Consider the following 26,499-nt stretch of genomic DNA (forward strand, 5'->3'; position numbering starts at 1 on the left):
CCACAGGCATTTTCCAATGTCGTGGTGGGCACGCTGCGCTTTGCCCACCCTCCGGCTCCTCGTATTGCAAGCGCAGAAGGGAATGGGCAAATGTTCTCGCACGTTATGATCGGCACCAACGATCTCGACAAGGCCAAGTCATTCTACGACAACCTTCTGAGCACGCTCGAAGTGCGACCAGCCAGGGTGGACGGCCACCGCATCTTCTACATCACCAAGACCGGCGTGTTCTCGGTGTCGAAGCCGATCAACGGCGAACCGGCGACCTGCGCGAACGGCGGCACCATCGGCTTTGCTGCCAACTCGCCGGAGCAGGTCGATGCCTGGCACGCAGCGGGTGTCGCGGCCGGCGCAAAATCGATCGAAGATCCGCCCGGTGTGCGGCAGGGCCCTGGCGGCAAGCTCTATCTGGCCTATCTGCGCGATCTCGACGGCAACAAGATCTGTGCGATGCATCGGATGCCGAACTGAACCACACATGCCGCTGTCATTCCCCGCGAAAGCGGGGAATCCAGTACGCCGCGGCGTCTCGGCTCAATCACTTCGTCTCTGGAATACTGGATCGCCCGGTCTTCGCCGGGCGATGACAGCGGAGAGTGAGCAGCCGCCCCCACACTCCATTCAAACAACATTTCAAACGCCCTCGCGAAATTCCATCGCATGGCATGGCTGCGTTTGAAAAAATGTACGCTCGCACTTTGGCCGCGCTGCGACTATTCTTCCCAGAACGATCTCAGCGTCCCGGGAGGAACAATGACAAAACACACCTACATTCCCCGCACCACCAACTACACCCTCAATCCCGGCGACGAGCTCAACGATCTGCGCATGTCGGACCAGGTCCGACCGCTCTATGACCACGTCAAGAAATTCATCCGCGACACCGTCGAGCCGATGTCGATCGAGTTCGCCAAGGCCGGCGAGGGCAAGGAAGATCGCTGGAGCTTCACGCCGAAGCAGCTCGAGGTGCTGGAGAAGGCCAAGAACAAGGCCAAGCAGGAAGGCCTCTGGAACTTCTTCCTGCCCGATGACGAAACCGGACAGGGCCTGAAGAATCTCGACTACGCCTATATCGCTTCCGAGCTTGGCAAGAGCCCGCTGGCTTCGGAGAGCATGAACTGCTCGGCACCCGACACCGGCAACATGGAGGTGCTGGAGCGCGTCGGCACCAAGGAGCAGAAGGAGAAGTGGCTGAAGCCGCTGCTCAACGGCGAGATCCGTTCGGCCTATGTCATGACCGAACCGAATGTCGCCTCCTCCGACGCCAAGAACATCTCGACGACGGCGAAGCTCGTCGGCGACGAGTGGGTCATCAACGGCGAGAAATATTACATCTCCGGCGTCGGCGATCCCCGCTGCAAGATCCTCATCGTGATGGTGAAGACCAATCCGGATGCGGCGCCGAGCAAGCAGCAGTCGCAGATCCTGGTGCCGCGCGATACGCCCGGCGTCGAGGTGCTCGGCCCCATGTACGTGTTCGGCCAGGACCACGCCCCGCGCGGCCATATGCACATGCGCTTCAACAATGTGAGGGTCCCGAAGGACAACATCCTGCTCGGTGAAGGCCGCGGCTTCGAGATCTCACAGCTCCGTCTCGGCCCCGGCCGCATCCATCACTGCATGCGCACCATCGGCAAGGCCGAGAAGGCGCTGGACCTGATGGTGCAGCGTGGCCTCACCCGCGAAGCCTTCGGCAAGAAGATTGCCCATCTCGGCGGCAACATGCAGATCATCGCCCAGGCGCGATGCGAGATCGAGGCAATGCGGCTGATGGTGCTGAAGGCCGCCAAGGCCATGGACGTGCTCGGCAACAAGGAGGCTCGCGTCTGGGTCTCCATGGTCAAGGCCATGGTGCCCGAACGCGCCTGCAAGATCATCGATCAGGCGATCCAGATGCACGGCGCCACCGGCATCTCGCACTGGACCCCGCTGGCCGAGATGTACCAGGACGTCCGCCATCTGCGCTTCGCCGACGGTCCGGACGAGGTGCACTGGATGGTGGTCGGACGCCACGAACTGAGCATGGCGTGATCTCAACTCGTCATGCGCGGGCTTGACCCGCGCATCCATCGAAGGAAGCATTTCTTCAGGATTGATGGATTGCCGGGTCAAGCCCGGCAATGACGACTTGCCCAGGAGCCCCTATGGAATATGCCGCCAGCGACCTCACGCCTCGCGAGCGCTACAAGGTGCTGACCTCTTTCATCCTGCCACGGCCGATCGCCTGGGTGACCACGATCGGCCCGACCGGCGTCGTCAACGCCGCGCCCTTCAGCTTCTTCAACGCCTTCTGCGAGGATCCGCCGCTCTGCATGTTCGCGGTGAACCGCAAGCCAGACGGCCAGGACAAGGACACCTTCCTCAACATCCAGCGCACTGGCGAATTCGTGGTCAATATCGCCGATGAGCCGCTGGCGCGCGCCATGCACGAGTCTAGCGGCGATTTTCCGGCTGAGATCGGCGAGCCCGACTATCTCGGCCTGAAACTCGCACCGTCCAAGCGAATTGCCGTACCCCGGCTGGCCGATACGCCCTGGGCGATGGAGTGCAAGCTCTGGAAGCTGATCGACGTCAATGACGATCGCAAACTGATCATGGGCGAAGGCCTCCACTTCCACATCCGCGACGAGCTGTGGGACGACGAGGCCATGCGCGTGCACATGGACCGCTATCACCCGATCGGCCGCATGTTCGCCGACCGCTACTGCCGGACCGACGATCGCGTGGTGTTTCCAGGGGCGGAAGGCGTGAAGGCCAAATAGTCGAACCAGGGAGGCGAGATGATGCCCGAAACTTTTCGCGACAACGAGGAACGCGGTCGGTTCGAGCTCGACGTCGACGGGACGATCGGCTTCGTCACCTACCGCAAGACCGAGGGCGCGATCACGCTGGTGCACACCGAGGTGCCGCCGGAGCTCGGCGGCCGCGGCATCGGCTCGAAGCTCGGCCGCGCCACGCTGGATGCGGTACGGGCGCAGGGGCGCAAACTCTCCGTCGAGTGCGACTTCATCCACAACTTCATGCGCAAGAATCCCGGCTATAACGATCTCTTGACGGATGAGAGGGATGCGCAGGCCGAGCCTGAGGCGAGCTATCGCGCCGGTTGCTTCTGCGGAGCGGTCGAGGTCGAAGTGAGCGGCAAGCCGATGTTTGCGGGATATTGCCATTGTGCCGACTGCCAGGCCTGGTCGGCGGCGCCGATCAATGCTTTCAGCCTTTGGAAGTCGGACGGTGTGCGCATCACCAAGGGCGAGGCAGAGCTCGGGACATTCAACAAGACCGAGCATTCCTATCGAAAGTTCTGCAGGCGCTGCGGCGGCCACGTCATGACCGAGCATCCGCGGATGCGGCTGACCGACGTGTACGCCAATCTGCTAAAGGGGTACCAGCACCAGCCGACGCTACATGCGAACTACGCGAGCAAGATGGTCTCGGTCAGAGACGGCCTGCCGAAATATGCTGACTTGCCGGCGGATCTCGGCGGCTCTGGCGAGATGCTGCCGGATTGATCGTAGGACGGATGAGCGAAGCGCAATCCGCCGAGCAATCTCCAAGGGATGGCGGATTACGCCTTCGGCTCATCCGCCCTACGCCTCTACGTCGCGGGCGCGATCTTGTCCTGGGTCTTGGTCTCGAAATCGGACGCGTCATGCCGCTCGTGGAGCTGGCTGGCGGGATCGCCAGAGACGCGGTTGACCATGCGGCCGCGTTTCACGGCGGGGCGCTGCGCGATCTGGTCGGTCCAGCGCTGTACGTTCTTGTAGTCCTGCACCGAGAGGAATTCGCCGGCGCCATAGACCAGCCCCTTGGCAAGCGCGCCGTACCACGGCCACACCGCCATGTCGGCGATCGTATACTCCTTGCCTGCGAGATATTCGTTGTCCGCGAGGCGCCGGTCGAGCACGTCGAGTTGGCGCTTGGTCTCCATCGCGAAGCGATCGATGGCGTATTCGATCTTGGTCGGCGCGTAGGCGTAGAAATGGCCGAAGCCGCCGCCGAGATAGGGCGCGCTGCCCATTTGCCAGAACAGCCAGGACATCGCCTCGGTGCGGGTCTTGACGTCCTCCGGCAGGAAGGCGCCGAATTTCTCGGCGAGGTAGAACAGGATCGAGCCGGACTCGAACACCCGGATCGGCTCCGGACCGGAGCGATCCATCAGCGCTGGAATCTTCGAGTTCGGGTTGATGTCGACGAAGCCGCTGCCGAACTGATCGCCGTTGCCGATCTTGATCAGCCAGGCGTCGTATTCGGCACCCTTGTGGCCGAGCGCCAGAAGCTCTTCCAGCATCACCGTGACCTTCACCCCGTTCGGCGTCGCCAGCGAATAGAGCTGGAGGGGATGCTTGCCGACCGGCAGTTCCTTGTCGTGGGTCGGGCCGGCGATGGGGCGGTTGATGCTGGCGAACTGCCCGCCATTCTCCTTGTTCCAGGTCCAGACCTTGGGCGGCACATAGGCGGGGGTGTCGGTCATGCGAGGGCTCCGGCGGAAAGATGCGCTTGCATTAATTAGCCCGGGAATGGCCAATGACAAGGGCACCGCAACGCATTGCCGGGCGAGGCTGCTTCACGTTTTGTCATGGCACCCCTTCCCCGCTGTCAATCCGGGGCGCCTGCAAGACGGCGCGGCCTGCGGATGGAGCCGACGCCTACACACAAGATGCCTCGCCGAATCCGGCATGTCATCGATCGGGTCGCGTCAGCTTGCTTCGCGACGAAAGCAGCGAGAACGCGCAGGCCGCCGGGAGGGAGCTATGAAATCGCCGATCTGCGACATGCTGGGCATCGAGTTCCCGCTACTGGCTTTCAGCCATTGCCGCGACGTCGTCGCCGCCGTCAGCCGGGCCGGCGGCTTCGGCGTGCTGGGTGCCACGGTGCACACACCTGATACGCTCGAACGCGAGCTGAAATGGATCGACGATCACGTCGACGGCAAGCCCTACGGCATCGACGTGCTGATTCCCGAGAACATCTCGACCGCGGGCGAGAAGGACGTCACCTGGAAGAGCCTCGAAGCGCGCGTGCCGCAGGAGCACCGCAGCTACACGCGCGATCTCCTGAGGAAGTACGACATCGAGCTGACCACGACTGAAGTGGACGCCAACCAGCCGCAGCCCTTCGACGGGAAGACGGCGCTCGAGCTGCTCGAGGTCGCGTTCAATCATCCGATCCGACTGATCGCCAATGCGCTCGGCGTGCCGCCGAAGGCAATGATCGAGATGGGCAAGAAAAACGGTGTGCCGGTCGCAGCGCTCGTCGGCGCCAAGGAGCACGCGCTGCGCCAGGTCGCGGCCGGTGTCGACATCCTCGTGGTGCAGGGCACCGAGGCCGGCGGCCATTGCGGCGAGGTCTCGACCATGGTGCTGGTGCCCGAGGTGATCAAGGCGATCAAGAACATCCGCGACGTGCCGGTGCTGGCGGCCGGCGGCATCATGACCGGTCGTCAGATGGCGGCCTGCATGGCGATGGGCGCGGCCGGCGCCTGGACCGGCTCGGTGTGGCTTGCGACGGTGGAGGCCGAGACCACCGAGATCTTTCGCGAGAAGATGATCGCGGCGTCCTCGCGCGACGCCGTGCGATCGAAGGGGCGCACGGGGAAGCCGGCGCGGCAGCTTCGCTCGGTCTGGACCGATGCCTGGGATCGCGCGCCGGACAGCCCGGGCGCGCTGCCGATGCCGCTGCAGAGCATCATCAGCCGCGATGCCTTCAACTCGATCGACCGGGCTGCCGCGAGCGGCAACGCGAGCGCGCGCGATCTCGTCAGCTATTTCGTCGGCCAGGGCGTCGGCCTGATCGACAGCGTGAAGTCCGCCGGCGCCGTGGTGCAGGAGTTCAAGGAAGATTTCGCCGAAGCCATCGAGCACATGAATGCGCTGGTGGCGGAGTGAGTCGCGGCCAGCGTGCTCGAAATCTGAAAACGTGAAGCAAAGAAGAAATGACCAATACCCAAGAAGACCGCATCCCCGTCATCGTCGGCGTCGGCGAGATCGTCGACCGTCCGAAGGAGATCACCGAGGGCCTCGAGCCGCTCGATCTGCTCGAACAGGCGCTGCGGCGCGCCGAGGCTGACGCCGGCGCAAAACTGCTCTGCCAGGTGCAATCGCTCGACGTCGTCAACTTCCTGAGTTGGCGCTATCGCGATCCGGAGCAGCTGCTGGCGCAGCGGCTCGGCATCTCGCCCGCACATTGCTATTACGGCCCCGTCGGCGGCGAGAGTCCAATCCGCTACATCCACGAAGCAGCCAAGCGCATTGCGCGCGGCGAATGCACCGTGGCCGCAGTCTGTGGCGCCGAGGCGCAGTCGACCGCGACCAAGGCGGAGCGTGCGGGCGTCAAGCTGCCATGGACCCCATTCGCCCATGACGTCGAGGAGCCCAAGCGCGGGGCGGCGTTTCAGAAGCCGCTGGCGGTGAAGCTCGGCGTGTTTCGCCCCGTCACCGTCTATCCCTTCTATGAGGCCGCCTCCTCCGCCCATTGGGGCCAGACGCCGCGCGAGGCGATGACCGAATCCGGCACGCTGTGGTCACGCTATTCGGTGGCCGCCGCGCAAAATCCCAATGCCTGGCTGAAGCGGCGCTATGCGCCTGAAGAGATCACGACGCCGACCGCGGACAATCGTTTGATCGCCTGGCCCTACAACAAGCTGATGGTCGCCAACCCCAGCGTCAACATGGGCGGCGCGCTGCTGCTCACCAGCCTCGCCAAGGCGCGTGCGGCGGGCATTGCGGAGGACAAATTAGTCTATCCGCTCGGTGGTGCCTCGGCTGAGGAGCCGCGCGACTATCTCTTGCGCGACCAGTTCTACGAAAGCCATCCGCAGAATGCGGTTCTGAAGTCCGTGATGGATCTCGCCGGCGGCGACGGCAAGAGGTTCGACGCGATCGAGCTCTACAGCTGCTTCCCCTGTGTGCCCAAGATGGCGCGGCGGACGCTCGGGCTTGGCGCCGACGTGCAGCCGACGGTGACGGGCGGCCTCACCTTTTTCGGCGCGCCGCTCAACACCTACATGACGCATGCCGCCTGCGCGATGGTGCGGCGTGTGCGCGACGGCGCCAGACTCGGCCTGCTCTACGGCCAGGGCGGCTTCGTCACCAAGCATCACGCGCTTGTGCTGTCGAAGACGGCGTCGCGTGAAGCGCTGGCGCAGGAGACCAGCGTGCAAGGCGAGGCGGACCGCAACAAGCGCGCGGTGCCGGAGTTCGTCGCGGAGGCTTCGGGCAGAGGCAAGGTCGAGAGTTTCACGGTGCTCTATGGCCGTGGTGGCGATGCCGAGCACGGCGTGGCGATGCTGCGGACAGAAGACGACCGACGCACGCTCGCGCGGATCCCGGCGAGCGATGGCGCGACGCTGGCGCATCTGCTGAATATGGATCGGACGCCGGTGGGGTCGACAGGAGAAATCGCAATGGCGGCGGATGGCGTGCCCGAGTGGCGGATGGCGTAGCTCGCGCTCGTGTCCCGGACGCGGTGCGGCGCGAAGTGCCGCTCCGCAGCGCCGGGACCCAGAAGGCCGCATTGAACTCTGTGAAACAAACCGGGCCCCGGCTCTGCAGCGCATCACTTCGTGCTGCGCTGCGTCCGGGGCACGAGACCCCTCACCCCTTCGTCGGCTGCTTCTCCGACGCGGTCGCTGGCTTGGCCTTGGCGCCAACCACGCGCACTGCGTCCCCGTTGGAGAGGCCGTCCGGCGGCGCTGTGATGACGCGATCGTCCGCGGCGATGCCCGAGGCCAGCTCGATCTCGCGGCCGAGATCGCGGGCGATCGTCACGGGCTTGAACAGCACTCTGTCGTCCGGGCCGACGGTTGCGACACGCAGGCCGTTGCTGTTGAAGATCAGCGCGCTAGCGGGGATGCTGAGCGGCGCAGAGTCGCGCTGGAGATTCAACTTCACGCTGGCATAGCCGCCGGGCATCAGCTCGCCTGACGAATTGTCGAGCCCGAGCTGCATGCGCGTGGTGCCGGAGGCGACGTCGACGGCCTGCGAGGAAGCTTCCACGGTCGCCTGAAAGGTCCGGTTCGGGTATTCGGGCAACGTGATGGTGGCCTTGGCGCCGATCTTGATCGCCGGGACATAGTTCTGGGGAACATTAACGTAGACGCGCAGCTTGGTGATATCGGAGATCACGAACATCGCCGGGCCCGAGCCGCCACCAGCATTGATCAGCGCGCCGACGTCGGTATCGCGCGCGGTCACGACGCCATCGAATGGTGCGGTGATCTTCTTGTAGCCGGCCAGTGCTTCCAGCCGCTCGACATTGGCCTTGCCCGAATTCACAGCAGCGTTCTTGTTGGAAAGATCGGCGGTGCGCTCGTCGATCTCCTGCGCCGAGACGAAGTTCGAGGCGACGAGCGTCTTACGCCGGTTCAGCGTCGCTTCCGACAGCCGGGCGCTGGCCTGCTGGCTGGCGAGGTCGGCGCGGGCCTGCAAGAGTTGCTGATCGAGGTCCGGCGCCTCGATCTCGGCGATCACCTGCCCTGCCTTGACGCGGGCGCCGATGTCTGCGTTCCAGCTCTTCAGGTAACCCGACACGCGCGCGAAGATCGGGGCGCGATAATAGGCCTCCAGCCGGCCCGGCAGATCGAGGGTGGCGTGGAGCGCCTTGGCGTTGGGCTGGGTTACCGCGACGCTGGGAATGGCCTGATCGTCGGTCCATTCCTTCAGCTTGGTGCCCTGCTCCTCGCGGGCGCGGATGCCGGTGCCGACCACAAGGCCTGCCGCAATCAGCGCCACCACGCCGAAGATGCCCAGTTTCCGGTGCGACACCGGGGAGCGGGGTTCAGTGGGCGACATGCGCGGTCTCCGATGGGGCGGCGGCTTTGGCGCCTTGTTTCTTGTGTACCATGCTGAACACCACGGGAACGAACATCAGCGTGGCGAAGGTTGCAAAGATCAGGCCGCCGATCACGGCGCGGCCGAGCGGCGCATTCTGCTCGCCGCCCTCGCCGAGCCCCAGGGCCATCGGCGCCATGCCGATGATCATGGCGAGCGCGGTCATCAACACGGGACGGAACCGGACGAAGCCGGCTTCGAGCGCGGCCGCGATGGGATCGCCGAGTTCCTCGTATCGCTCGCGGGCGAAGGAGATCACGAGCACGCTGTTTGCGGTGGCAACGCCCATGCACATGATGGCGCCAGTGAGCGCGGGTACTGACAGCGTCGTCTCAGTCATGAACAGCATCCAGACGATGCCGGCGAGCGCGGCCGGCAAAGCGGTGATGATCACGAACGGATCGGACCAGGACTGGAAGTTCACAACGATCAGGAAGTAGATCAGCACGACGGCACCCAGCAGGCCGAACAGCAGGCCGGTGAAGGCACTGTTCATGGTCTGCACTTGGCCGAGCAGCACCACGGAAGACCCCTTCGGCACCTCCTTGGCGGTGTTGGCTATCAGCTGACGGATGTCGGCGGCGACAGCGCCGAGATCGCGGCCTGTGGTCGTGGCAAAAATCTGCACCATCGACTGGATGTCGTATTGCGACACCACCGCGCTCGAGGTCGAGCGCTTGATCTCGGCGATGCCGCCGAGGATTGGCGACTGCGAATTGCCGGCCGCGGTGATCGGCAGCGTCTGCAGCGCGCTGAGCGAATCGATATGGTATTGCGGTGTCTGCATCACGATCGAGTAGGACACGCCGTTATCAGGGTTGAGGTAGTAGGTCGGCGCCACCTGCGAGGATCCGGCGAGATTGACCACGAGGCTGTTGGTGACGTCGCGCTCGGTCAGGCCGACATATTGCGCGCGGGTACGGTCGACGTCGATGTTGAAGGTCGGGTTGTTCGGCGATTGCTGGATACGCGCATCGGCAACGCCGGGAATCTTGCGGACCTTCGCCAGCAGGCTGTTGGCGTAGGCGAAGTTGGCGCTGAGATTGGCGCCGCGGATTTGCAGGTCGATCGGCGCCGGCGCGCCGAAGTTCAGGATCTGGCTGACGATGTCGGCCGGCAGGAACGCGAAGCTGACCCCGGGAAACAGGCGCGGCAGCTGCTCACGGAGCACCCTGACGTGCTCCTCTGTCGGCTTGTGGCCCTCCTTCAGCTTGATCTGGATGTCGCCGTCCTGCGGGCCGATCACGCCGGTATTGTTGTAGGTCATGTTGATGCCGGAGATCGGCATGCCGATATTGTCGGTCATGGTTTCGATCTCACCCGGGATCAGCTTGCGCACCGCCTTCTGGATGTCCGCGAGCTGGTTGGCGGTCTCCTCGACGCGGGTGCCTACTTGCGTGCGGACATGCATCAGGATGTTGCCGGCATCGACCGCCGGAAAGAAATTGCGCCCGAGAAACGGCACCAGCGCGAAGGACGCGCCGACGACGCAGAGGAAGCCGATCACGAACACCGCGCGATGCGCCAGCGCAAGTCCGAGGAAGTTATGGTAGCCGCCGCGGATACGCTCGAACCGCGCCTCGAAGCCGCGCTGAAACCAGACGAAGGGATTGCGCGATTTCGGCGGCCCGCCTTCGTGATGGACGTGCGCCTTGAGCAGATAGTTCGCCATGGTCGGCACCAGCGTGCGCGACAGGATGAACGACCAGATCATCGCGAACATCACGGCTTCCGCCATCGGCACGAACAGGAAGCGCGCGACGCCGGTCAGGAAGAACATCGGCACGAACACGATGCAGATGCAGAGCAGCGACACGAAGGCCGGCGTCACGATCTGGTTGGCTCCGTCGAGAATCGATTGCTCGACCGGCTTGCCCTGCTCCAGATGGTAGTTGATGTTCTCGATCGTCACCGTGGCGTCGTCGACGAGGATGCCGACCGCGAGCGCAAGCCCGCCGAGCGTCATGATGTTCAGCGTCTCGCCGATCGCCGACAGCATGATGATGGCGCCCAGCACCGACAGCGGGATCGACACCGCGATGATGATGGTCGAGCGCCAGCTGCCGAGGAACAGCAGGATCATGACACTGGTGAGCAGCGCCGCGATCACGCCTTCGAAGGCGACACCCTGGATTGCGCCGCGGACGAACACCGACTGGTCGCCGATGAAGCCGATCTTCAGCGCGTCAGGCATCTGATCCTTGACGTCGATGACCTTCTGCTTGATGCCGGCGATGATGTCGAGCGTCGAGGTCGCGCCCGCTTTCAGCACCATCATCAGCACCGAGCGGTTGCCGTCGACGTGGACAATGTTGGTCTGCGGCGGATTGCCGTCGCGGACGGTCGCGACGTCGCGCACATAGACCATGGCGCCATTGAAGGTCTTGATCGGCAGATCGCCGAGCTCGTCGATCCGGAGCGGCGAGTTATTGAGCTGGATGTTGTACTCGAACTGACCGATCTTCTGGGTGCCGACCGGTGTGATCAGGTTCTGGGCGGCCAGCGCATTGGCGACGTCCTGGCCCGAGAGGCCGCGGGCCTGGAGCGCAGTGGGATCGAGGTCGATCTGGACCTGACGCTGCTTGCCACCGAAGGGGTACGGGATCGCCGCACCGGGCACGGTGACCAGGGGCGTGCGCAGCTGGTTGATGCCGATATCGGCGAGATTCTGTTCGGTGAGCCCCTCGCCTGACAGCGCGACTTGAATGATGGGCACGGTGGAAGCCGAATAGTTCAGGATCAAGGGCGGCGTCGCACCCGGCGGCATCTGCTTCAGCAGCGTCTGCGAGATCGCAGTGACCTGGGCGTTGGCGGTGCGGATGTCGACGTTCGGCTGAAAGAAGATCTTGATGATGCCAAAGCCGTTGTACGAATTGGCTGCAATGTGCTCGATGTCGTTGACCGTCGTCGTCAGAGCACGCTGGAACGGCGTCGTGATGCGGCCGGACATCTGGTCGGGCGGGAGGCCGGTGTACTGCCAGACCACGCCGATCACGGGAATGCGAATGTCCGGGAAGATGTCGGTCGGCGTCCGCAGCGCCGCGAGCGGTCCGATGATCAGCAGCAGAAGCGCGAGCACGACGAAAGTATAGGGCCGGCTCAGGGCGATACGGACCAGTGCAATCATGCGCCAGGCAATTCCAGGTCAAACGAGAATGTGGAATCCGCCCCCCGGGCGATCCCCGTTCCCCTTTACCTGAGCACCACCGGAAACGCTAACCTCCGGCAGACTTTCCGCCTTCACTTCCTTGCTACCGCACTGCGAAATCTACATCGCAGCCATGCGGCCGCATGCCTCACGCGGCACGGACCGAATTGAGGAACTTGCCGACCTCGAGCTTGAGGCGGTTGGAATCGCGCGACAGCATCTGCGCCGCGGACAGCACCTGCGAGGACGCCGAGCCGGTTTCGGACGCGCCGCGCTGGACGTCGCCGACGTTGGACGAGACCTGCTGGGTGCCCTGGGCGGCCTGCTGAACGTTGCGGGCGATTTCCCGGGTTGCCGCGCCCTGCTGCTCCACGGCCGCCGCAATCGCCGCGGCGATTTCCGACAGACGCGCGATGGTGCCGCTGATCTCGCCGATGGCGCTGACTGAATCCTGCGTCGCCGCCTGAATGCCGCCGACCTGCTGGCCGATCTCGCCGGTGGCCTTGGCCGTCTGCTCGGCGAGCGCCTTGACCTCGGAGGCCACGACGGCGAAGCCGCGGCCGGCCTCGCCCGCTCGTGCCGCCTCGATCGTGGCGTTGAGCGCCAGCAGATTGGTCTGGCCGGCGATCGCATTGATGAGCTCGACGACGTCGCCGATCCGGGATGCGGCCCGCGACAATTCGCTGACACGTTCGGTGGTGGCATGGGCCTGGCTGACCGCCTCGCTCGCGATCCGGGAGGAGTCCTGCACCTGACGGCCGATCTCGCGCACCGAGGACGACATCTCTTCGGCGGCCGACGCCACCGAGTGGACATTGGTGGATGCTGCTTCCGAGCCGGATGCGACCACTGTAGCCAGCTCCTGCGCCCGGCCCGCGGTCGAGGACAGCGTCGAGGCCGACGCCTCGAGCTCGGTCGCGGCCGACGAGACAGTCTCGACGATCTCTCCGATCGCGGCCTCGAATCCGTCCGCGAGTTTGGTCATATCGGCTTTGCGCTGCGTCTCGGCACGGCGCTGCACCGCCTGCACCTCGTCGCGGCTGAAGCGGATGATGGTCTGCACGGTCTGGAGGTTGCGCAGGGCCTCACCGATCTCGTCGTCACGCTCGATCACGATGCGGTTGTCGAGCTTGTCCTGCACCAGGTTGACCAGGGTCTCGTTGAGATGCTGCATTGGTCCCTGGATCGCGCGCATCGTGGCAAAGCCGGCGAAGCTGACGACGGCGGCGCCGACGACGGCCAGCAGCGACAGGATCAGGCCGGCCGAGCCGCTGGTAGAGAGCGTCGCACCGCCGATGCCGAGCGCAAGCATGAACAGCAGCTGGAGTGCCATCGTCGTGACGAGTCTCGCCTTCAGCGTGCCGGTGAAGACGCTGAACCGGTCGAGCCACGAGCGGCGGCGAATGATGCCGGCGTCGATGCGATAGCCATGCGGCTTCTTCTCGCGGATCGCAGCGTAGACCTGTTCGGCGAGCTTGCGCTGGTCGGCCGGCAGTCTTGTACGGATCGAGGTGTAACCCTTGACCTGACCGTTCTCGCGGATCGGAGAGGCCGTCGCGAGCACCCAGTAGAAGTCGCCGTTCTTGCGGCGGTTCTTCACCGCGCCGAGCCAGGGTTTGCCCGCCTTCAGCGTGTCCCAGAGGTTGTCGAACGCCTCGGGCGGCATGTCGGGGTGACGAACGATATTGTGCGGCTGGCCCATGAGTTCCGCCGACGTGAAGCCGGCGGCGGCGATGAAGTCCTCGTTGAAGTAGCTGAGCTTGCCCTTCAGATCGGTCCGCGAGACGATCAGCGTCTCGTCGCTAACCGGATACTCGACATCGGTAACAGGAAGATTCTTGCGCATCGGGGCTCCAAAGACCGCATTCAGGATGAAATTATTTCAATACGAGCCCTGCCACGCACCAGGCTCTCTCCCAACTTTAGTAAATCCGATTTAACCATCGATGAAACGACTCGCCCGTAGGATTACGGGCGAGTCCTGAACACGCCAACTGCGGGCGGCGCCATGCCAGCCGGCAAGAACGAGACGAGCGGCGCTTTTGGCGCCGCTCGTGTTTTGATCGGACGAGGATCTGCGCCGCGCGGACGTTCTACGCCGCGCGGACGTTGGTCAGGAACTTGCTGACCTCGTTCTTCAATCGGCCGGAGTCGTTGGACAGCATCTGCGCCGCCGACAGCACCTGCGAAGAGGCGGTGCCTGTTTCGGTCGCGCCGCGCTGCACGTCGGTGATGTTGGAAGAGACCTGCTGGGTTCCATGCGCCGCCTGCTGGACGTTGCGGGCGATCTCCTGTGTCGCCGCACCCTGCTCTTCCACCGCGGCCGCGATCGCCGAGGAGATCTCCGACAGGCGTTCGATGGTCGAGGAGATCTCCTTGATGGCACCAACCGAGTCGTTGGTCGCCGCCTGGATGCCGGAGATCTGCTGCCCGATCTCGCCGGTCGCCTTCGCTGTCTGCTCGGCGAGCGCCTTGACCTCGGAGGCCACCACCGCAAAGCCGCGGCCGGCTTCACCGGCACGTGCGGCTTCGATGGTCGCGTTCAGCGCCAGAAGGTTGGTCTGGCCGGCAATGGTATTGATCAGCTCGACGACGTCGCCGATCCGGGCAGCCGCCTTGGACAGCTCGCTGACGCGCTCGGTGGTGGCGCGCGCCTGGCCGACGGCATCGCCCGCCATCCGCGCCGATTCCTGCACCTGACGGCTGATCTCGCCCACCGACGAGGCCATCTCCTCGGTCGCCGACGCCACCGATTGCACGTTGGTCGAGGCTTCCTCCGAGGCTCCGGCAACGGTGGTCGCCAGCCTCTGGGAGCGGTCGGCCGTCGAGGTCAGCGTCGAGGCGGAGGCCTCCAGCTGGGTCGAGGCCGACGACACGGTCTGGACGATCTCACCGATCATCGTCTCGAATTCGCGAGTGATGTCGTCGACCCGGCGGCCGCGCTCGATCTTGGCTTCGGCATCCGCGGCCGCAGCCTCGTCCGCCGCCTTCTTCGCGATCAGCGCCTCCTTGAAGATCTGGAGCACGTCGGCCATGGCGCCGATCTCCGTCTTCTCGCCGCGATGCGGGACTTCGGCCGAAAGGTCGCCCCGGCCCAGCGCCTGCATCGGCTCGGTGATGGAATTGATGCCGCTCGAGACGTCGCGGACGAGATAGAGGCTGAGACCAATGCCGATCACGACGGCGACGCCGAGAATGACCGACACCAGCATGAAGGCATAGGCGTAGCTGTCGGCAGCATCCAGAGCGGCCTGTTCGCCGCCCTTGGTGTTGAGCTCGATGTCCTTGTTCAGGATCTCATCGGCCTGAAGACCGATCTTGTTGACCGTCTTGCTGTTGAGCTCCTGCGCCTCTTGCGGCACCTTGCCGGCCTCCTTGCGCGACAGCGCCATGACCTCTTCGGTGCCCTTCTTGTAATCGTCCCAGAGCTTGGACCATTGGCCGTAGAGTGCCCGCTCTTCCGCAGAGGTGATCATCGGTTCGTACCTGGCCCGCACTTTGGCGAGCGCCTCTATCACGGTGGCGGCGGTCTTCTCCGTCGCGAGCTTGTCCTCCAGGGTCGGGGCCAGCATATGCTGACGAACCACGTTGCGATACGTGATAACGCTGGCGCGCAGATCCCCGATCACCCGCACGCTGGGCATCCAGTTCGTGGTGATGTCGACGGTGTTCGCGTTCATCGACCGCATCTTCGTGATGGCGAGCAGGCCCATGCCGGTCATCGCGACCAGCAGGAACGCCACGACGCTGATGATCTTGGCGCGAATGGAGATATTGGCGAGCATTATCGGGTCTCTTTGTGCTGGAGCCGGCGCGCGTCCGGGAATTACGAATCAATCAAAGGGAGCAGCGCCGACATCCCACACCAGAGCACCTGAGCAGACGTTAACTACGACTCCGTACGAGTACGGAAGCCAGAAAGAAATGAATGGGGGCCTAAGAATGCCCTGCGCTCAGCGCATGAGCCCAAGCGCATCGGAGAAGAACTCAGCGCCGCCGAAATTTCCCGACTTCAGCGCAAGCAACATCTGGCCCGCCTCCGCACCGACCGCGCGCAGCACCGGGACGCCCGCCGCAATTTCTACTCCTACGAGAAATCCGGGAATCTTCAGCCGGTCGACCACGGCGCCCGAGGTTTCACCACCGGCAACGATCAGGCGCCGAACGCCCGCCTGGACCAGGCCTTCGGCAATGTCGGCCATGGCCTGCTCGATGGCATGCCCGGCGGCGTCGCGGCCGTGGCGCGCCTGAACGGCGGCAACGGCTTCCGGTGTCGCGCTCGAGGCGATCAGAACGGGACCATCCGCCAGCCGAGGCCGGGCCCAGGCGAGCGCGCGCTGCGCTTCGCCAGTACCTGCAACGACCTGCTCCGGGTCGAGATGTAACACCGGCATGACACGTTCGGCATTGGCGATCTGCTGAAGCGTCGCCTGCGAACAGCTTCCGGCAAGACATGCTGCTGGCCCGCCGACGGTAGCTCCGGACTCGCTGCTCGCGGCGGCGGGCTTGACCTTTCCGGTCGACACCAGCGCCCGCGCGAGGCCGAGGCCGATGCCGGACGCACCGACCGACAAGCGATGTTCGCCGGCCACGAAGCCGATGGTTTCGAGGTCGCGGTCGAACACGGCGTCGATGATGGCCGCGCCGATGCCCTTGCCCGCAAGCTCCGCCAGCCGCGCTCGCACCGCATCGGCGCCGCGCGTGACGGCGGCGAGGTCGACGAGGCCGATCTGCGTCTTGCTCTGGCGCGCCAGCACGCGCACCAGATTGGAGTCCCGCATCGGGTTGAGCGGATGGTCCTTCAGCGGGCTCTCGTTGAGCGGGACGGCGCCGACGAACAAATTGCCCTGGTACACGGTGCGACCGGTCTCGGGGAATGCGGGCGTCACCAGCACGTTCGCCTCGCCGCAATCGGCGCGCAGCGCGTCCATCACGGGGCCGATATTGCCGGCGTCGGTGGAATCGAAAGTCGAGCAGATCTTGAACAGGACATGGCGCGCGCCACGGCTGCGCAGCCATTTGTCTGCCGCGCGCGAACGCGTGACGGCAAGGCCGGCCTCGATCGAGCGGCTCTTCAGCGACACCACGACGGCGTCGACCTCGGGCAATGACAGATCGTCCGCCGGCACGCCGATGGTCTGCACGGTGCGCAGGCCCGCGCGCGTCAGCGTGTTGGCGAGATCGGACGCGCCGGTGTAATCGTCGGCGATGCAGCCCAACGCAAGTGTCACGGCTTCACTCCTGCGTAAGGCTTGAACCAGGCAAGGCCGTCGGTGGTCTTGCCGCGCGGGTTGTATTCGCAGCCGACGAAGCCGGTATAGCCGAGGCGGTCGAGCTCAGTGAACAGGAAAGGGTAGTTCAACTCCTCGCCGTCGGGCTCGTTGCGCGAGGGAATGCTGGCGATCTGGATGTGGCCGATGACCGGCATCATCTCGCGAAGACGCATGGTGACGTCGCCATGGATGATCTGGCAGTGATAAATGTCGAACTGGAGTTTCAGGTTCGCAAGCCGCAGTTCCTGGATCAGGTCGCGCGCGAAACCGAAATCGTTCAGGAAGTAGCCGGGCACGTTGCGGGCGTTGATCGGCTCGATCACGATGTCGATGCCGTGGGGGGCGAAGAATTCGGCGGCCCACGCGACCGATTTGTAGAAGGCCTCGATCGCGACACGCTCACCGCGGTTGGCGATGCCGGCCATCAAATGCAGGCGCTTGACGCCGGTCGCCTTCGCATAAGGCAGCGCGGTCTCCAGGCTCGCCTTGAGATCGGAGAAGCGCGAGGGGAGCGCGGCGAAGCCCTTCTCGCCGGCATTCCAGTCGCCCGGCGGCAGGTTGAACAGCGCCTGGGTCAGCCCGTTGCGCTCGAGCCGCTCGCCGACCGCCGCCGCCGGATGATCGTAGGGAAAAAGAAACTCGACCGCGGTGAAACCGGCCTGCGCGGCGGCATCGAAGCGATCGAGGAACGGCACCTCGGTGAACATCATCGAGAGATTGGCGGCAAAACGCGGCATCGGAGTTCCCCTTACTTGTCGCCGGGCAGCTTGACGCCGGTGACCTGCGCATACATCCGCGCCACCGACGCATCATCGTCGCGGCCCATGCCGGCGGCCGAGGTCATCAGGAACATCTGGAGCGCTGCGGCCGAGACCGGCACGGGGAATCGGGCACTGCGCGCCATGTCCTGGATGATGCCGAGATCCTTGACGAAGATTTCGACTGCGCTGCGCGGCGTGTAATCACCGTCGAGCACGTGAGGCATGCGGTTCTCGAACATCCAGGAATTGCCGGCGGAGGCCGTGATCACCTCGTAGACCTTGCGGATGTCGAGGCCCTGCTTGGCCGCGAATGCCATGGCTTCGCTGGCGGCGGCGATGTGCACGCCGGCGAGCAACTGATTGATCATCTTGAATGCCGCGCCCTGCCCGGCGGCATCTCCGAGCTCGTAGAGCTTTGCGGCCATGGCGTCGAGGGCGGGGCGCGCTTTCACAAACGCGGCGGGACTGCCGGAGGCGAGAATCGTCAGCTCTCCCTGTGCGGCGCGCTGCGCCCCACCGGAGATCGGCGCATCCAGATAATGCCGGCCTGTCGCCTCCAGCTGCTTGGCGAGGCGCCGCGCCACATCCGGATCCATGGTCGCCGAGGATATGAAGACGCTGTCCTTCGGCATGGTCTCGGCGGCACCATCCTTGCCGAACAGGATCGTCTCGGTCTGCGCGGCGTTGACGACGACGCTGACGACGATATCGGCCTCCTTGGCCGCCTCGGCCGGCGTCTTGGCGCCCGCGCCGCCATCCTTCACGAACCGCGCCACTGCGTCAGCCGAAACATCGCAGCCGGTGACGTTATGGCCGGCACGCTTCAGCGAGGTCGCCATGCCGTATCCCATCGAGCCGAGGCCGACGATGGCGATGTGCTGTTTTTGAGACGTGGAGGCGGACATATGCAACTGACCCTTGCGACGTTTCCCGGACGGCCGGCCTTCGCGGCGGCTCGGCGAACCGATAACACGGCTTGGCCGCGCTGCCAAAGCGTGAGACAAGCGGACATGACGGCCATGAGGACTGAAAACAGCAACGAGACCCGGCTGCGCGAGGACGTTTGCCGCTTCGGACGGTCCCTGTTCGAGCGCGGGCTGACGCCAGGCTCCTCCGGCAATATCAGCGTCAGGCTGGATGGCGGCGGCTGGCTGGTGACGCCGACCAATGCCTCGCTCGGCTTCCTCGATCCCGCAAAGCTGTCGCGGCTGGACGATCAGGGCCGGCTGGTCTCGGGCGATGCGCCGACCAAGGAAGTTCCGCTGCACAATGCGCTCTACGACACGCGCGGCAGCGCGCGCGCAATCGTGCATCTCCACTCCACGCATTCGGTCGCGCTCTCGATGCTGCCCGAGATCGACCCGCGCGCCGCGCTGCCGCCGATGACGGCCTATTACCTGATGAAATGCGGCGCCACTGCGCTCGTGCCCTATTATCGCCCCGGCGATCCCGCGGTCGCGGACGCGATCAAGGGACTGGCAGGAAAATATTCATCGGTGCTGCTCGCCAATCACGGTCCTGTCGTCGCCGGCGACACGCTGGAAGCCGCGGTGTTCGCGACCGAAGAGCTGGAGGAGACGGCGAAGCTGTACCTGCTGCTGCGCGGGATGAACCCGCGCTATCTGTCGCCGGAGCAGGTGCAGGATCTGGTGAAGGTGTTCGGGGTCGCGCTGCCGGAACACGGGCACGGGCATTAGCGCCACATGCACCGGCGTCATCCTGAGGTGCGAGCCTTGCGATGCAATTGCATCGCAAGGTGAAGCCTCGAAGGATGGGCTACGGACGCTCGCAGCGCATCCTTCGAGGCGCGCGAAGGGCGCGCACCTCAGGATGACGGCAGAGTATGCCGTGGCAATCTAGCTACAGCCCCAGATACGCCTTGCGCACATCCGGATTGCCCTTGATCTCGCTCGCTGCGCCCTGCATCAGCACGCGGCCGGTTTGCAGGATGTAGGCGCGGTCGGCGATCTCGAGGCACTCGGCCATGCGCTGCTCGACGATCAGCACGGTCATGCCGGAGTCGCGGATGAGCTTTACGGCTTGAAAGATCTCGTCGACGAGCTTCGGCATGATGCCCTGCGACGGCTCGTCCAGCATCAACAGCCGCGGGCGTGTCATCAGCGCGCGGCCGATCGCGAGCATCTGCTGCTCGCCGCCAGAAAGCGTCTCGGCGCGCTGCTCCAAACGTTCCTGGAGACGTGGGAACAGCTTGAAGACGAGATCGAGCGGCTCTTCGCGGTTTGCCTCGCTTCGGTAGAGGTAGCTGCCGAGGCGGAGATTGTCGCGCACCGACAGGCGTGGAAACAGGCGGCGGTTCTCCGGGACATAGGCGATGCCGGTCGCTGTGATGTGATGCTGCGCCATGCCGTCGAGGCGCTTGCCGTCGAACGTCACCGTGCCCGAACGCGGGCGCTCGGCACCGGCGATGGATTTGAGCAGCGTCGACTTGCCCGCGCCGTTGGCACCGGCCACGCAGACGATCTCGCCCTTCTGGACCTCGATCGAGACCGCGGAGATCGCGACCAGGCCCTGATAGGCGGTCGTGACTTCACGCACGCTGAGCATGACGATCTCCCAGATATGCGCTGATCACCTTGGGATCGCGGACGACATCGGCGGGTTTGCCCTCGACCAGCACCTTGCCGAGGTCGAGCACGATGGCGCGGTCGACCAGCGGCATCACGATCTCCATGACATGCTCGACCATCAGCACGGTGATGCCGGCATCGCGCACCTTGCGCACAAGTGCGACACCGGTCTGCGCCTCGGTCGGCGTCAGGCCGGTGAGGACTTCGTCGAGCAGCAACAGCTTCGGCTCGGTCGCGAGCGCACGGGCGACTTCGAGGCGGCGCTTCTCGGCCGGCACGAGGTCGCTTGCGAGCACGTCGGCGCGCGCCGCAAGGCCGGTGAACTCCAGCACCTCATGCGCCTTGCGGCGGGCCTCACGCATCACCGTGTTGCGCACGAGCGCACCGACGATGACGTTGTCGATCACGGTCATGGTCTCAAAGCTCTTGACCACCTGGAAGGTACGACCGATGCCGCGTTGGCAACGCTGGGCCGCCGGCATGCGGGTGACGTCCTCGCCATCGAACAGAATCGAGCCTTGGGTGGGCGGCAGCACGCCGGCGATCAGGTTGAACAGCGTCGACTTGCCGGCACCGTTGGGACCGATCAGGCCGACGATCTCGCCGCGGCCGACCGAAATCGAGACGTCGCTGTTGGCGACGAGGCCGCCGAAGCGTTGCCAGACCCCGCGGGTTTCGAGAAGCGGCGTCATCGTGCGGCTCCCGTCTTCTTAGGGCGTGAAAACAGGCTCAGCAGGCCTCGTGGCAGGGCCAGCGAGATCAGGACGATCAGCGTGCCGTAGACGATGAGGTCGACACCGCGCCCCGAGCCGCCGAACTTGAAGCGCGTCAGTTCCGTCAGCGGGATCAGAATGGCGGCCCCTAACACCGGCCCCCACAGGGTGCCGATGCCGCCGAGCACGGCGGGCAGCGCCATCAGCAGCGAAAACTGGAAGCCCATGACGCTCTCGGGATCGATGTAGGAGACGAACTGGGCGTAGAAGCTGCCACCCACCGCGACCAAGAAGGCAGAGACGGCGGCCGCGCCCATCTTGGAATTGAACACGTCGACACCGAGACTCTCGGCCGCGTCAGGATTGTCCTTCACCGCGCGCCACCAGAATCCCCATTTGGAGTTTTCCAGCCACCAGGTGACGAACCAGGCAAGGCAGCACAGTGCGAGCGCGAAATAGAAATACGGCAGCTTGGTGCGCAGGAACTGGAATTTCAGCCAGCTGTCGCCGCGGATCGGAATGGTGATGCCCATCGCCGCACCGGCCCATTCCCAGTTGTGGAACAGCAGCAACCCGATCTCGGCGATGACGATGGTGGCGATCACGAAGTAATGGCCACGCAGGCGGAAGAACGGATAACCGAGCCCCATCGCGATCAGCGCCGACACGACGCCACCCGCCAGCATCCCGAACCAGGGCAGCACGCCGAACTTGGTGAACAGCAGTTCGGTCGTGTAGGCACCCAGGCCGAAATACAAGGCGTGCCCGAGCGAGATCTGCCCGCAATAGCCGGACAGGATATTCCAGCTCTGTGACAGTCCCGCATACATCAGCGTCAGGATCAGGATGTTCTGGACGACGACGTCCTTCACGAACAAGGGCGTCGCTGCGGCGATCGCGGCAAGCATCGCAGCGATGATGAGGTCGCGGCGGCGCCGCGTTGCAAAATCCTTGTCCATCACATCGATCCGAACAGGCCGCGCGGCCGAATGAAGACGACCAGCAGATAGACGGCGTAGATGCCGACCGATTTCAGCGACGGCGGCAGCACCAGGGCCGTGGTGGCTTCGACGAGGCCGACGATGATGCCGCCTGCGAAGGCGCCGAACACGCTGCCGAAGCCGCCGAGCGCCACCGTGACGTAGGCGATCAGGGCAAAGGACGCGCCGACGTCGGGATAGATGTAAAAGAAGCTCGCCATGATCGCGCCGGCAAGCCCCACCAGCGCGGCGCCGAGGCCCCAGCCGAACGCGAACACGCGGTTCTTGTCGATGCCGACGAGTGCGACGGCGCCGGGATCTTCGCGGGTGGCTTCGATCGCGCGGCCGAAATCGGTGCGGTGGATGAAGAAGTAGAGGCCGGCAAAAGCCGCGATCGAGACCAGCGCGCCTACCAACTGGGGCTCCGGCAGGAAGATGCCGGCAATCGAGACGGTTTTGCCGCCGAGCCAGGACTGCGGAATGCTGCGATAATCCGGAGTGAAGAAGAACTGCGCGAGGCCGCGCATGACGATGGCAAGGCCAAAGGTGGTGAAGATCTGCACCATGCCGGCGTTGGCCTTGGCCCGCATGGCGAAGCGTACAATGAGTAAGTAGATCACCGCCCCGAACACGAAGAGCGCCGCAGCGACCAGCGGCGCCGACAGCAAGGGGTCGATGGCGAAGAACGCGAACAGGAAGAAGGACAGGTACATCGCGATCATCAGGAACTCGCCATGGGCGAAGTTCGTGACGTCCATCAGGCCGAAGATCAGCGCAAGGCCGACGGCGATCAGTCCGTAGAGCAGGCCCATGAGCAGGCCGCTCGCGAGACTCTGGATAATGGCTTGGGCTGTCAAAAGTCGTCCCCCAAAATAGATCCTGCCCCTGAGGAGCGCGCAGAAGGGCGCGTCTCGAAGGATGGCCAGCCCCGTCCTTCGAGACGCGGGCTATGCCCGCTCCTCAGGATGAGGGCGGGAGCTGCACCTGAGCTCCCGCGTTCCCAATCTTACTTCATCGGCCAGATCGCCTCGGCGATCGCGGCCTGCGGCGGGAAGATGGTGACGAACTTGCCGCCGACATATTGCAACAGCACCGGGTCGGCGTCGTTGTTCTGGCCCATCTCGTCGAATTTGACCCGCTTCCAGGGCATGATGGTCTGCTCGCCCGGGATGTCGGTCGCCGCCAGCGCATCGCGGATCTTCTCGCCGTCGGTCGACTTGGCGCGGCTGATGGCGTCCGCGAGGATGATCAGGCCCATGAACTGGCGCGAGGTGAGGTCGTTGAAGTCCTTGCCCGACCGCGCCTTGAACATGTCGTTGATCTTGCCGACCATCGGGCGCTTCTGCGCGAGGTCGAGCGAGAAGGTGCCGCGCGAGATCACGCCTTCGAGCTTGTCGCCGACGGCATCATAGAGCGCCTTCTCGGAGAATCCGGCGTCCTGCGCCACGATCGCGTTCGGCTTGTAACCGAGCTCGGCCATGGTCTTGACCAGCAAAATGCCGTCCGTGGTGTAGCTCGATGGCATCAGCACGTCCGCATTCGCGGACTTGAGCTGCTGCACCTCGGCCGAGAGCGAGGGCGAGTTGGCGCGGTACTTGATGTCGGTGACGATCTTGTAGGCGCGTTCGCCGGCGATCTTGGCCTGGGCGTTGCCGGAATCGGTGCCGAAGATGGTGTCCTCGTGGAACAGCGACAGCGTCTCGATCTTGGTGCCCTTCTTCTTCATGGCATCGAAGAAGTCGAACATCGCGGCCGAGTACATCTCGTCATGCGGCGCGGCGCGGAAGTAATATTTCAGGCCGCGGCGATGCAGGCTCGGCGAGGAATTGTCGGCGGAAACGAACGGGACCTGGTAGCGTTCGCAGATCTGGCTGACGGTGACGGCGACTGCGCTCTGATAGGTGCCGATGATGGCGCAGACCTTCTCCTGCGTGATCAGGCGCTCGGCCTCGGCGCGGCCCTTCTGCGGATCGGCCTGGTGGTCGGCGAACACGAGACGGATCTTCGCACCACCGAGACCCGGCAGGCCCTCGCCCTTGGCCAACGGAAGGTCGAAATCGGCATCCTTGTTGATGACCTCGAGCGCGGTCTCATAAGCCTTCTGCGCGTCGACGCCCTGCTGCGCGCTGCCGCCGGAGAACGGATAGATCACGCCGATCACGACTTCAGGGGTCTGGGCGCGCGCTGCCAGCGGCACCAGCGCAGCGGTGGCGGTGGCTCCCAACAACACGTCGCGGCGAGTGATCGTCATGGCAAAGTCCCCTGTCATTGAATTTGGCTGATCGAATGAAGCGATTGATGGATGCGGTAAAGCCCGAACAAGCAGCAGACGCTGCCTACTAAATCACGGCCATGGTCTTGTTCTTGAGATCCGTCACCAGCATCAGGCCGGGCGAATGCGTGATCGCGAACGGCAGCTTGGCGGCGTTGATCACTGATTGCGGCGTCACACCGCACGCCCAGAACACCGGGATCTCGTCATCGGCAACCGGCACCGGATCCCCATAGTCAGGCTTGGTGATGTCCTTGATGCCGATCAGATGCGGATGGCCGAGATGCACGGGCGCACCGTGCACGGCTGGATAACGCGAGGTGATCTGCACCGCACGGATCGCGTCCGCCGGCTTGAATGGGCGCATCGACACCACCATGGGACCGGCGAACGGCCCCGCCTCGCCGCAGGCAATGCTGGTGCGGTACATCGGCACGCGCACGTTCTGCTCGATGTGGCGGATCGGCATGCCCTCGTCGAGCAACGCCTCTTCGAACGAGAAGGAGCAGCCGAGCACGAAGGTGACGAGATCGTCGCGCCAATGCTTGGTCACGTCGGTCGGCTCGTCCACGACCTCGCCGTCGCGCCAGAGGCGGTAGCGCGGCACGTCGGTGCGGATGTCGAGATCGGCGCCGAGCGCCGGGATGTGTGGACTGCCGACGTCGGACATACCGATGATCGGGCACGGCTTCGGGTTGAGCTGGCAGAAGCGGTGGAAGGCGCCGGCATATTCCGCAGGCAGGATCGCCAGATTGCCCTGGACGAAACCGGGGGCGACACCGGCGGTGGAAGCGACAAGCCCCCCGCGATAGGCCAGCCGGGCCTTGCGGCTCGGAAGGGCGTCGGGCGTTTCAGTTTGCTGCGCTGCCACCAAAACAGTCATGTAATCGACCTGCCTATAAACTCGACAAGGACAAGCCAACACCAAGCGTGCTATAAAGTCTAATCGTCATTTCTAATCAATATCGATAAATAAAGTTTATCGACTGGGGAAATCCTTCCAATGCTGGACTTCAGGTCGATCGAGACATTCCTCTGGGTTGTGAAGCTCGGCAGCTTCCGCGGCGCCGCGCAACGGCTCAACACGACCCAGCCGGCGATCTCCCAGCGCATCGCCCAGCTCGAGCGCGAGATGGGCGTGAAGCTGCTCAACCGCGATCATCGCGTGGCCTCACCGACCCCGAGCGGCCGGCAGATGATGGTCTATGCGGAGAAGCTGATCGGCCTGCGGGCTCAGATGATCGCGGAGATCGGCGACCGGTCGGCGATGCGCGGGGTGATGCGGCTCGGCGTGGCCGAGACCATCGTGCACACCTGGCTGCCACGCCTCGTGAAGAGCGTGAACCAGGTCTATCCGAACCTGTCGCTGGAGATCGAAGTCGACATCACGCCGAACCTCACTTCGCGCCTGCTCGCGCAGGAGATCGAACTCGCGTTCGTCGTCGGACCGCTGTCCGCCTCTGGCGTCCACAATCGCGTGCTCGCCGACTATCCGATCGGCTTCCTCGCAAGCCCCTCCCTCGGCCTTGGCAACGGCCCGGTGACGCCGGCGGAGCTCGCACGGTTTCCAATCATCACCTTCCCGCGCAAGACCAAGCCTTACGAGGTCGTACGCGAGGTCTTCGACCGCCCCGACCTGCCGCCGATCCGTCTGCACGCCTCCGCTTCGCTTGCGACCGTGATCCACATGGCGGTGGAAGGGCTCGGCGTCGCCGTGATCCCCGACGCCATTGTGGAGCACGAGATCGCCGACGGGCGGCTGCAGCTGCTCGACACCGATCTTGCGATCGCGCCGTTGACCTTCACCGCGAGCTGGCTCGCCTCGCCCGACGTCGTCGCCGTGGAGCGCGTCGCCGAGCTGGCCCGGCAGATTGCGCAGAGCAGCCTCGCGGTTGACGCGCCCGCGCTGGCGCGTCATTGAAACAGGCGCCGGACA

22 protein-coding genes are annotated in these 26,499 nt (G+C 64.6%); 8 read left to right on the top strand and 14 right to left on the bottom strand.

Features of this window, described 5'->3' with window-relative positions:
* The first annotated feature begins 90 nt into the window (after window positions 1-90).
* From RX330_RS26595 to RX330_RS26610, 4 genes are all read left to right on the top strand, one after another.
* Complete coding sequence (locus tag RX330_RS26595) at window positions 91-471, top strand: VOC family protein (protein ID WP_212081205.1); 381 nt, start codon at window positions 91-93, stop codon at window positions 469-471.
* 282 nt (window positions 472-753) lie between these two features.
* Window positions 754-2,031, top strand: coding sequence for an acyl-CoA dehydrogenase family protein (locus RX330_RS26600; RefSeq protein ID WP_317240444.1), 1,278 nt, complete (start codon window positions 754-756; stop codon window positions 2,029-2,031).
* A 113-nt stretch (window positions 2,032-2,144) separates the two neighbouring features.
* Window positions 2,145-2,762, top strand: a complete 618-nt coding sequence (locus RX330_RS26605) for a flavin reductase family protein (RefSeq protein ID WP_317240445.1) — start codon at window positions 2,145-2,147, stop codon at window positions 2,760-2,762.
* A gap of 18 nt (window positions 2,763-2,780) precedes the next feature.
* Window positions 2,781-3,509 (top strand): N-acetyltransferase, encoded by a 729-nt coding sequence (locus tag RX330_RS26610; RefSeq protein WP_317240446.1) that lies wholly within the window; start codon window positions 2,781-2,783, stop codon window positions 3,507-3,509.
* Window positions 3,510-3,595: 86 nt separating this feature from the next.
* Here RX330_RS26610 and yghU read toward each other — a convergent pair whose 3' ends face one another.
* Window positions 3,596-4,471, bottom strand: coding sequence for a glutathione-dependent disulfide-bond oxidoreductase (gene yghU / locus RX330_RS26615; RefSeq protein ID WP_212081202.1), 876 nt, complete (start codon window positions 4,469-4,471; stop codon window positions 3,596-3,598).
* A gap of 280 nt (window positions 4,472-4,751) precedes the next feature.
* Here yghU and RX330_RS26620 point away from each other — a divergent pair, with 280 nt between their 5' ends.
* Together RX330_RS26620 and RX330_RS26625 are read left to right on the top strand one after the other, a co-directional pair.
* Window positions 4,752-5,885 carry a nitronate monooxygenase gene (locus RX330_RS26620; protein WP_317240447.1) on the top strand — a complete coding sequence of 378 codons (1,134 nt, stop codon included), beginning with the start codon at window positions 4,752-4,754 and terminating at the stop codon, window positions 5,883-5,885.
* Window positions 5,886-5,932: 47 nt separating this feature from the next.
* Window positions 5,933-7,441, top strand: coding sequence for an acetyl-CoA acetyltransferase (locus RX330_RS26625; RefSeq protein WP_317240448.1), 1,509 nt, complete (start codon window positions 5,933-5,935; stop codon window positions 7,439-7,441).
* Window positions 7,442-7,592: 151 nt separating this feature from the next.
* Here the strand turns inward: RX330_RS26625 and RX330_RS26630 are convergent, their stop codons facing one another.
* The 7 genes from RX330_RS26630 to ltnD all read right to left on the bottom strand — a co-directional run bounded on the left by RX330_RS26630 (window position 7,593) and on the right by ltnD (window position 18,915).
* On the bottom strand, window positions 7,593-8,789 hold the full coding sequence (locus RX330_RS26630; protein ID WP_212081199.1) for an efflux RND transporter periplasmic adaptor subunit: 1,197 nt from the start codon (window positions 8,787-8,789) through the stop codon (window positions 7,593-7,595).
* Window positions 8,776-11,955 carry an efflux RND transporter permease subunit gene (locus RX330_RS26635; RefSeq protein WP_317240449.1) on the bottom strand — a complete coding sequence of 1,060 codons (3,180 nt, stop codon included), beginning with the start codon at window positions 11,953-11,955 and terminating at the stop codon, window positions 8,776-8,778. Before RX330_RS26635 ends, RX330_RS26630 begins: the two co-directional genes overlap by 14 nt.
* A 169-nt stretch (window positions 11,956-12,124) precedes the next feature.
* Complete coding sequence (locus tag RX330_RS26640) at window positions 12,125-13,822, bottom strand: methyl-accepting chemotaxis protein (RefSeq protein WP_317240450.1); 1,698 nt, start codon at window positions 13,820-13,822, stop codon at window positions 12,125-12,127.
* Window positions 13,823-14,069: 247 nt separating this feature from the next.
* On the bottom strand, window positions 14,070-15,761 hold the full coding sequence (locus tag RX330_RS26645) for a methyl-accepting chemotaxis protein (RefSeq protein WP_317240451.1): 1,692 nt from the start codon (window positions 15,759-15,761) through the stop codon (window positions 14,070-14,072).
* Window positions 15,762-15,929: 168 nt separating this feature from the next.
* Window positions 15,930-17,207, bottom strand: coding sequence for a 3-oxo-tetronate kinase (gene otnK / locus RX330_RS26650; RefSeq protein WP_212081195.1), 1,278 nt, complete (start codon window positions 17,205-17,207; stop codon window positions 15,930-15,932).
* Window positions 17,204-17,986: a 2-oxo-tetronate isomerase gene (gene otnI, locus RX330_RS26655; protein WP_212081194.1), complete on the bottom strand. Its 783-nt coding sequence runs from the start codon at window positions 17,984-17,986 to the stop codon at window positions 17,204-17,206. Before otnI ends, otnK begins: the two co-directional genes overlap by 4 nt.
* An 11-nt stretch (window positions 17,987-17,997) precedes the next feature.
* Complete coding sequence (ltnD, locus tag RX330_RS26660; protein WP_212081193.1) at window positions 17,998-18,915, bottom strand: L-threonate dehydrogenase; 918 nt, start codon at window positions 18,913-18,915, stop codon at window positions 17,998-18,000.
* A gap of 105 nt (window positions 18,916-19,020) precedes the next feature.
* On the opposite strand from ltnD, the gene RX330_RS26665 reads away from it, so the two are divergent.
* Entirely contained in the window at window positions 19,021-19,707 is a 687-nt protein-coding gene (locus RX330_RS26665; RefSeq protein ID WP_212081192.1) for an aldolase, read from the top strand.
* 163 nt (window positions 19,708-19,870) lie between these two features.
* Here RX330_RS26665 and RX330_RS26670 read toward each other — a convergent pair whose 3' ends face one another.
* The 6 genes from RX330_RS26670 to RX330_RS26695 form a co-directional block, all read right to left on the bottom strand.
* Window positions 19,871-20,575, bottom strand: coding sequence for an ABC transporter ATP-binding protein (locus RX330_RS26670; protein ID WP_212081191.1), 705 nt, complete (start codon window positions 20,573-20,575; stop codon window positions 19,871-19,873).
* Window positions 20,559-21,290: an ABC transporter ATP-binding protein gene (locus RX330_RS26675; protein ID WP_212081190.1), complete on the bottom strand. Its 732-nt coding sequence runs from the start codon at window positions 21,288-21,290 to the stop codon at window positions 20,559-20,561. The genes RX330_RS26670 and RX330_RS26675 overlap by 17 nt, the downstream gene beginning before the upstream one ends.
* Window positions 21,287-22,270, bottom strand: coding sequence for a branched-chain amino acid ABC transporter permease (locus RX330_RS26680; RefSeq protein WP_212081189.1), 984 nt, complete (start codon window positions 22,268-22,270; stop codon window positions 21,287-21,289). The genes RX330_RS26675 and RX330_RS26680 overlap by 4 nt, the downstream gene beginning before the upstream one ends.
* Entirely contained in the window at window positions 22,270-23,103 is an 834-nt protein-coding gene (locus RX330_RS26685) for a branched-chain amino acid ABC transporter permease (protein WP_317243974.1), read from the bottom strand. Before RX330_RS26685 ends, RX330_RS26680 begins: the two co-directional genes overlap by 1 nt.
* 194 nt (window positions 23,104-23,297) lie before the next feature.
* A complete protein-coding gene (locus tag RX330_RS26690; protein ID WP_212081187.1) occupies window positions 23,298-24,542 on the bottom strand; it encodes an ABC transporter substrate-binding protein in 1,245 nt (414 codons plus the stop codon).
* 88 nt (window positions 24,543-24,630) lie between these two features.
* On the bottom strand, window positions 24,631-25,446 hold the full coding sequence (locus tag RX330_RS26695) for a putative hydro-lyase (RefSeq protein ID WP_317240452.1): 816 nt from the start codon (window positions 25,444-25,446) through the stop codon (window positions 24,631-24,633).
* A 120-nt stretch (window positions 25,447-25,566) separates the two neighbouring features.
* Between RX330_RS26695 and RX330_RS26700 the strand changes: the two genes are divergently transcribed.
* Window positions 25,567-26,484 (top strand): LysR family transcriptional regulator, encoded by a 918-nt coding sequence (locus RX330_RS26700; protein ID WP_212081185.1) that lies wholly within the window; start codon window positions 25,567-25,569, stop codon window positions 26,482-26,484.
* Window positions 26,485-26,499: the final 15 nt, after the last annotated feature.

Source organism: Bradyrhizobium sp. NDS-1 (genome assembly GCF_032918005.1).
Lineage (GTDB): Bacteria > Pseudomonadota > Alphaproteobacteria > Rhizobiales > Xanthobacteraceae > Bradyrhizobium > Bradyrhizobium tunisiense.

Excerpts from the sequence above, each read along its gene's own strand:
- RX330_RS26595 (WP_212081205.1), top strand. The coding sequence starts at position 91 with ATGTTCTCGCACGTTATGATCGGCACCAACGATCTCGACAAGGCCAAG.
- RX330_RS26600 (WP_317240444.1), top strand. The coding sequence starts at position 754 with ATGACAAAACACACCTACATTCCCCGCACCACCAACTACACCCTCAAT.
- RX330_RS26605 (WP_317240445.1), top strand. The coding sequence starts at position 2,145 with ATGGAATATGCCGCCAGCGACCTCACGCCTCGCGAGCGCTACAAGGTG.
- RX330_RS26610 (WP_317240446.1), top strand. The coding sequence starts at position 2,781 with ATGATGCCCGAAACTTTTCGCGACAACGAGGAACGCGGTCGGTTCGAG.
- yghU (WP_212081202.1), bottom strand. The coding sequence starts at position 4,471 with ATGACCGACACCCCCGCCTATGTGCCGCCCAAGGTCTGGACCTGGAAC.
- RX330_RS26620 (WP_317240447.1), top strand. The coding sequence starts at position 4,752 with ATGAAATCGCCGATCTGCGACATGCTGGGCATCGAGTTCCCGCTACTG.
- RX330_RS26625 (WP_317240448.1), top strand. The coding sequence starts at position 5,933 with ATGACCAATACCCAAGAAGACCGCATCCCCGTCATCGTCGGCGTCGGC.
- RX330_RS26630 (WP_212081199.1), bottom strand. The coding sequence starts at position 8,789 with ATGTCGCCCACTGAACCCCGCTCCCCGGTGTCGCACCGGAAACTGGGC.
- RX330_RS26635 (WP_317240449.1), bottom strand. The coding sequence starts at position 11,955 with ATGATTGCACTGGTCCGTATCGCCCTGAGCCGGCCCTATACTTTCGTC.
- RX330_RS26640 (WP_317240450.1), bottom strand. The coding sequence starts at position 13,822 with ATGCGCAAGAATCTTCCTGTTACCGATGTCGAGTATCCGGTTAGCGAC.
- RX330_RS26645 (WP_317240451.1), bottom strand. The coding sequence starts at position 15,761 with ATGCTCGCCAATATCTCCATTCGCGCCAAGATCATCAGCGTCGTGGCG.
- otnI (WP_212081194.1), bottom strand. The coding sequence starts at position 17,986 with ATGCCGCGTTTTGCCGCCAATCTCTCGATGATGTTCACCGAGGTGCCG.
- ltnD (WP_212081193.1), bottom strand. The coding sequence starts at position 18,915 with ATGTCCGCCTCCACGTCTCAAAAACAGCACATCGCCATCGTCGGCCTC.
- RX330_RS26665 (WP_212081192.1), top strand. The coding sequence starts at position 19,021 with ATGACGGCCATGAGGACTGAAAACAGCAACGAGACCCGGCTGCGCGAG.
- RX330_RS26670 (WP_212081191.1), bottom strand. The coding sequence starts at position 20,575 with ATGCTCAGCGTGCGTGAAGTCACGACCGCCTATCAGGGCCTGGTCGCG.
- RX330_RS26675 (WP_212081190.1), bottom strand. The coding sequence starts at position 21,290 with ATGACGCCGCTTCTCGAAACCCGCGGGGTCTGGCAACGCTTCGGCGGC.
- RX330_RS26680 (WP_212081189.1), bottom strand. The coding sequence starts at position 22,270 with ATGGACAAGGATTTTGCAACGCGGCGCCGCCGCGACCTCATCATCGCT.
- RX330_RS26685 (WP_317243974.1), bottom strand. The coding sequence starts at position 23,103 with ATGGGCCTGCTCTACGGACTGATCGCCGTCGGCCTTGCGCTGATCTTC.
- RX330_RS26690 (WP_212081187.1), bottom strand. The coding sequence starts at position 24,542 with ATGACGATCACTCGCCGCGACGTGTTGTTGGGAGCCACCGCCACCGCT.
- RX330_RS26695 (WP_317240452.1), bottom strand. The coding sequence starts at position 25,446 with ATGACTGTTTTGGTGGCAGCGCAGCAAACTGAAACGCCCGACGCCCTT.
- RX330_RS26700 (WP_212081185.1), top strand. The coding sequence starts at position 25,567 with ATGCTGGACTTCAGGTCGATCGAGACATTCCTCTGGGTTGTGAAGCTC.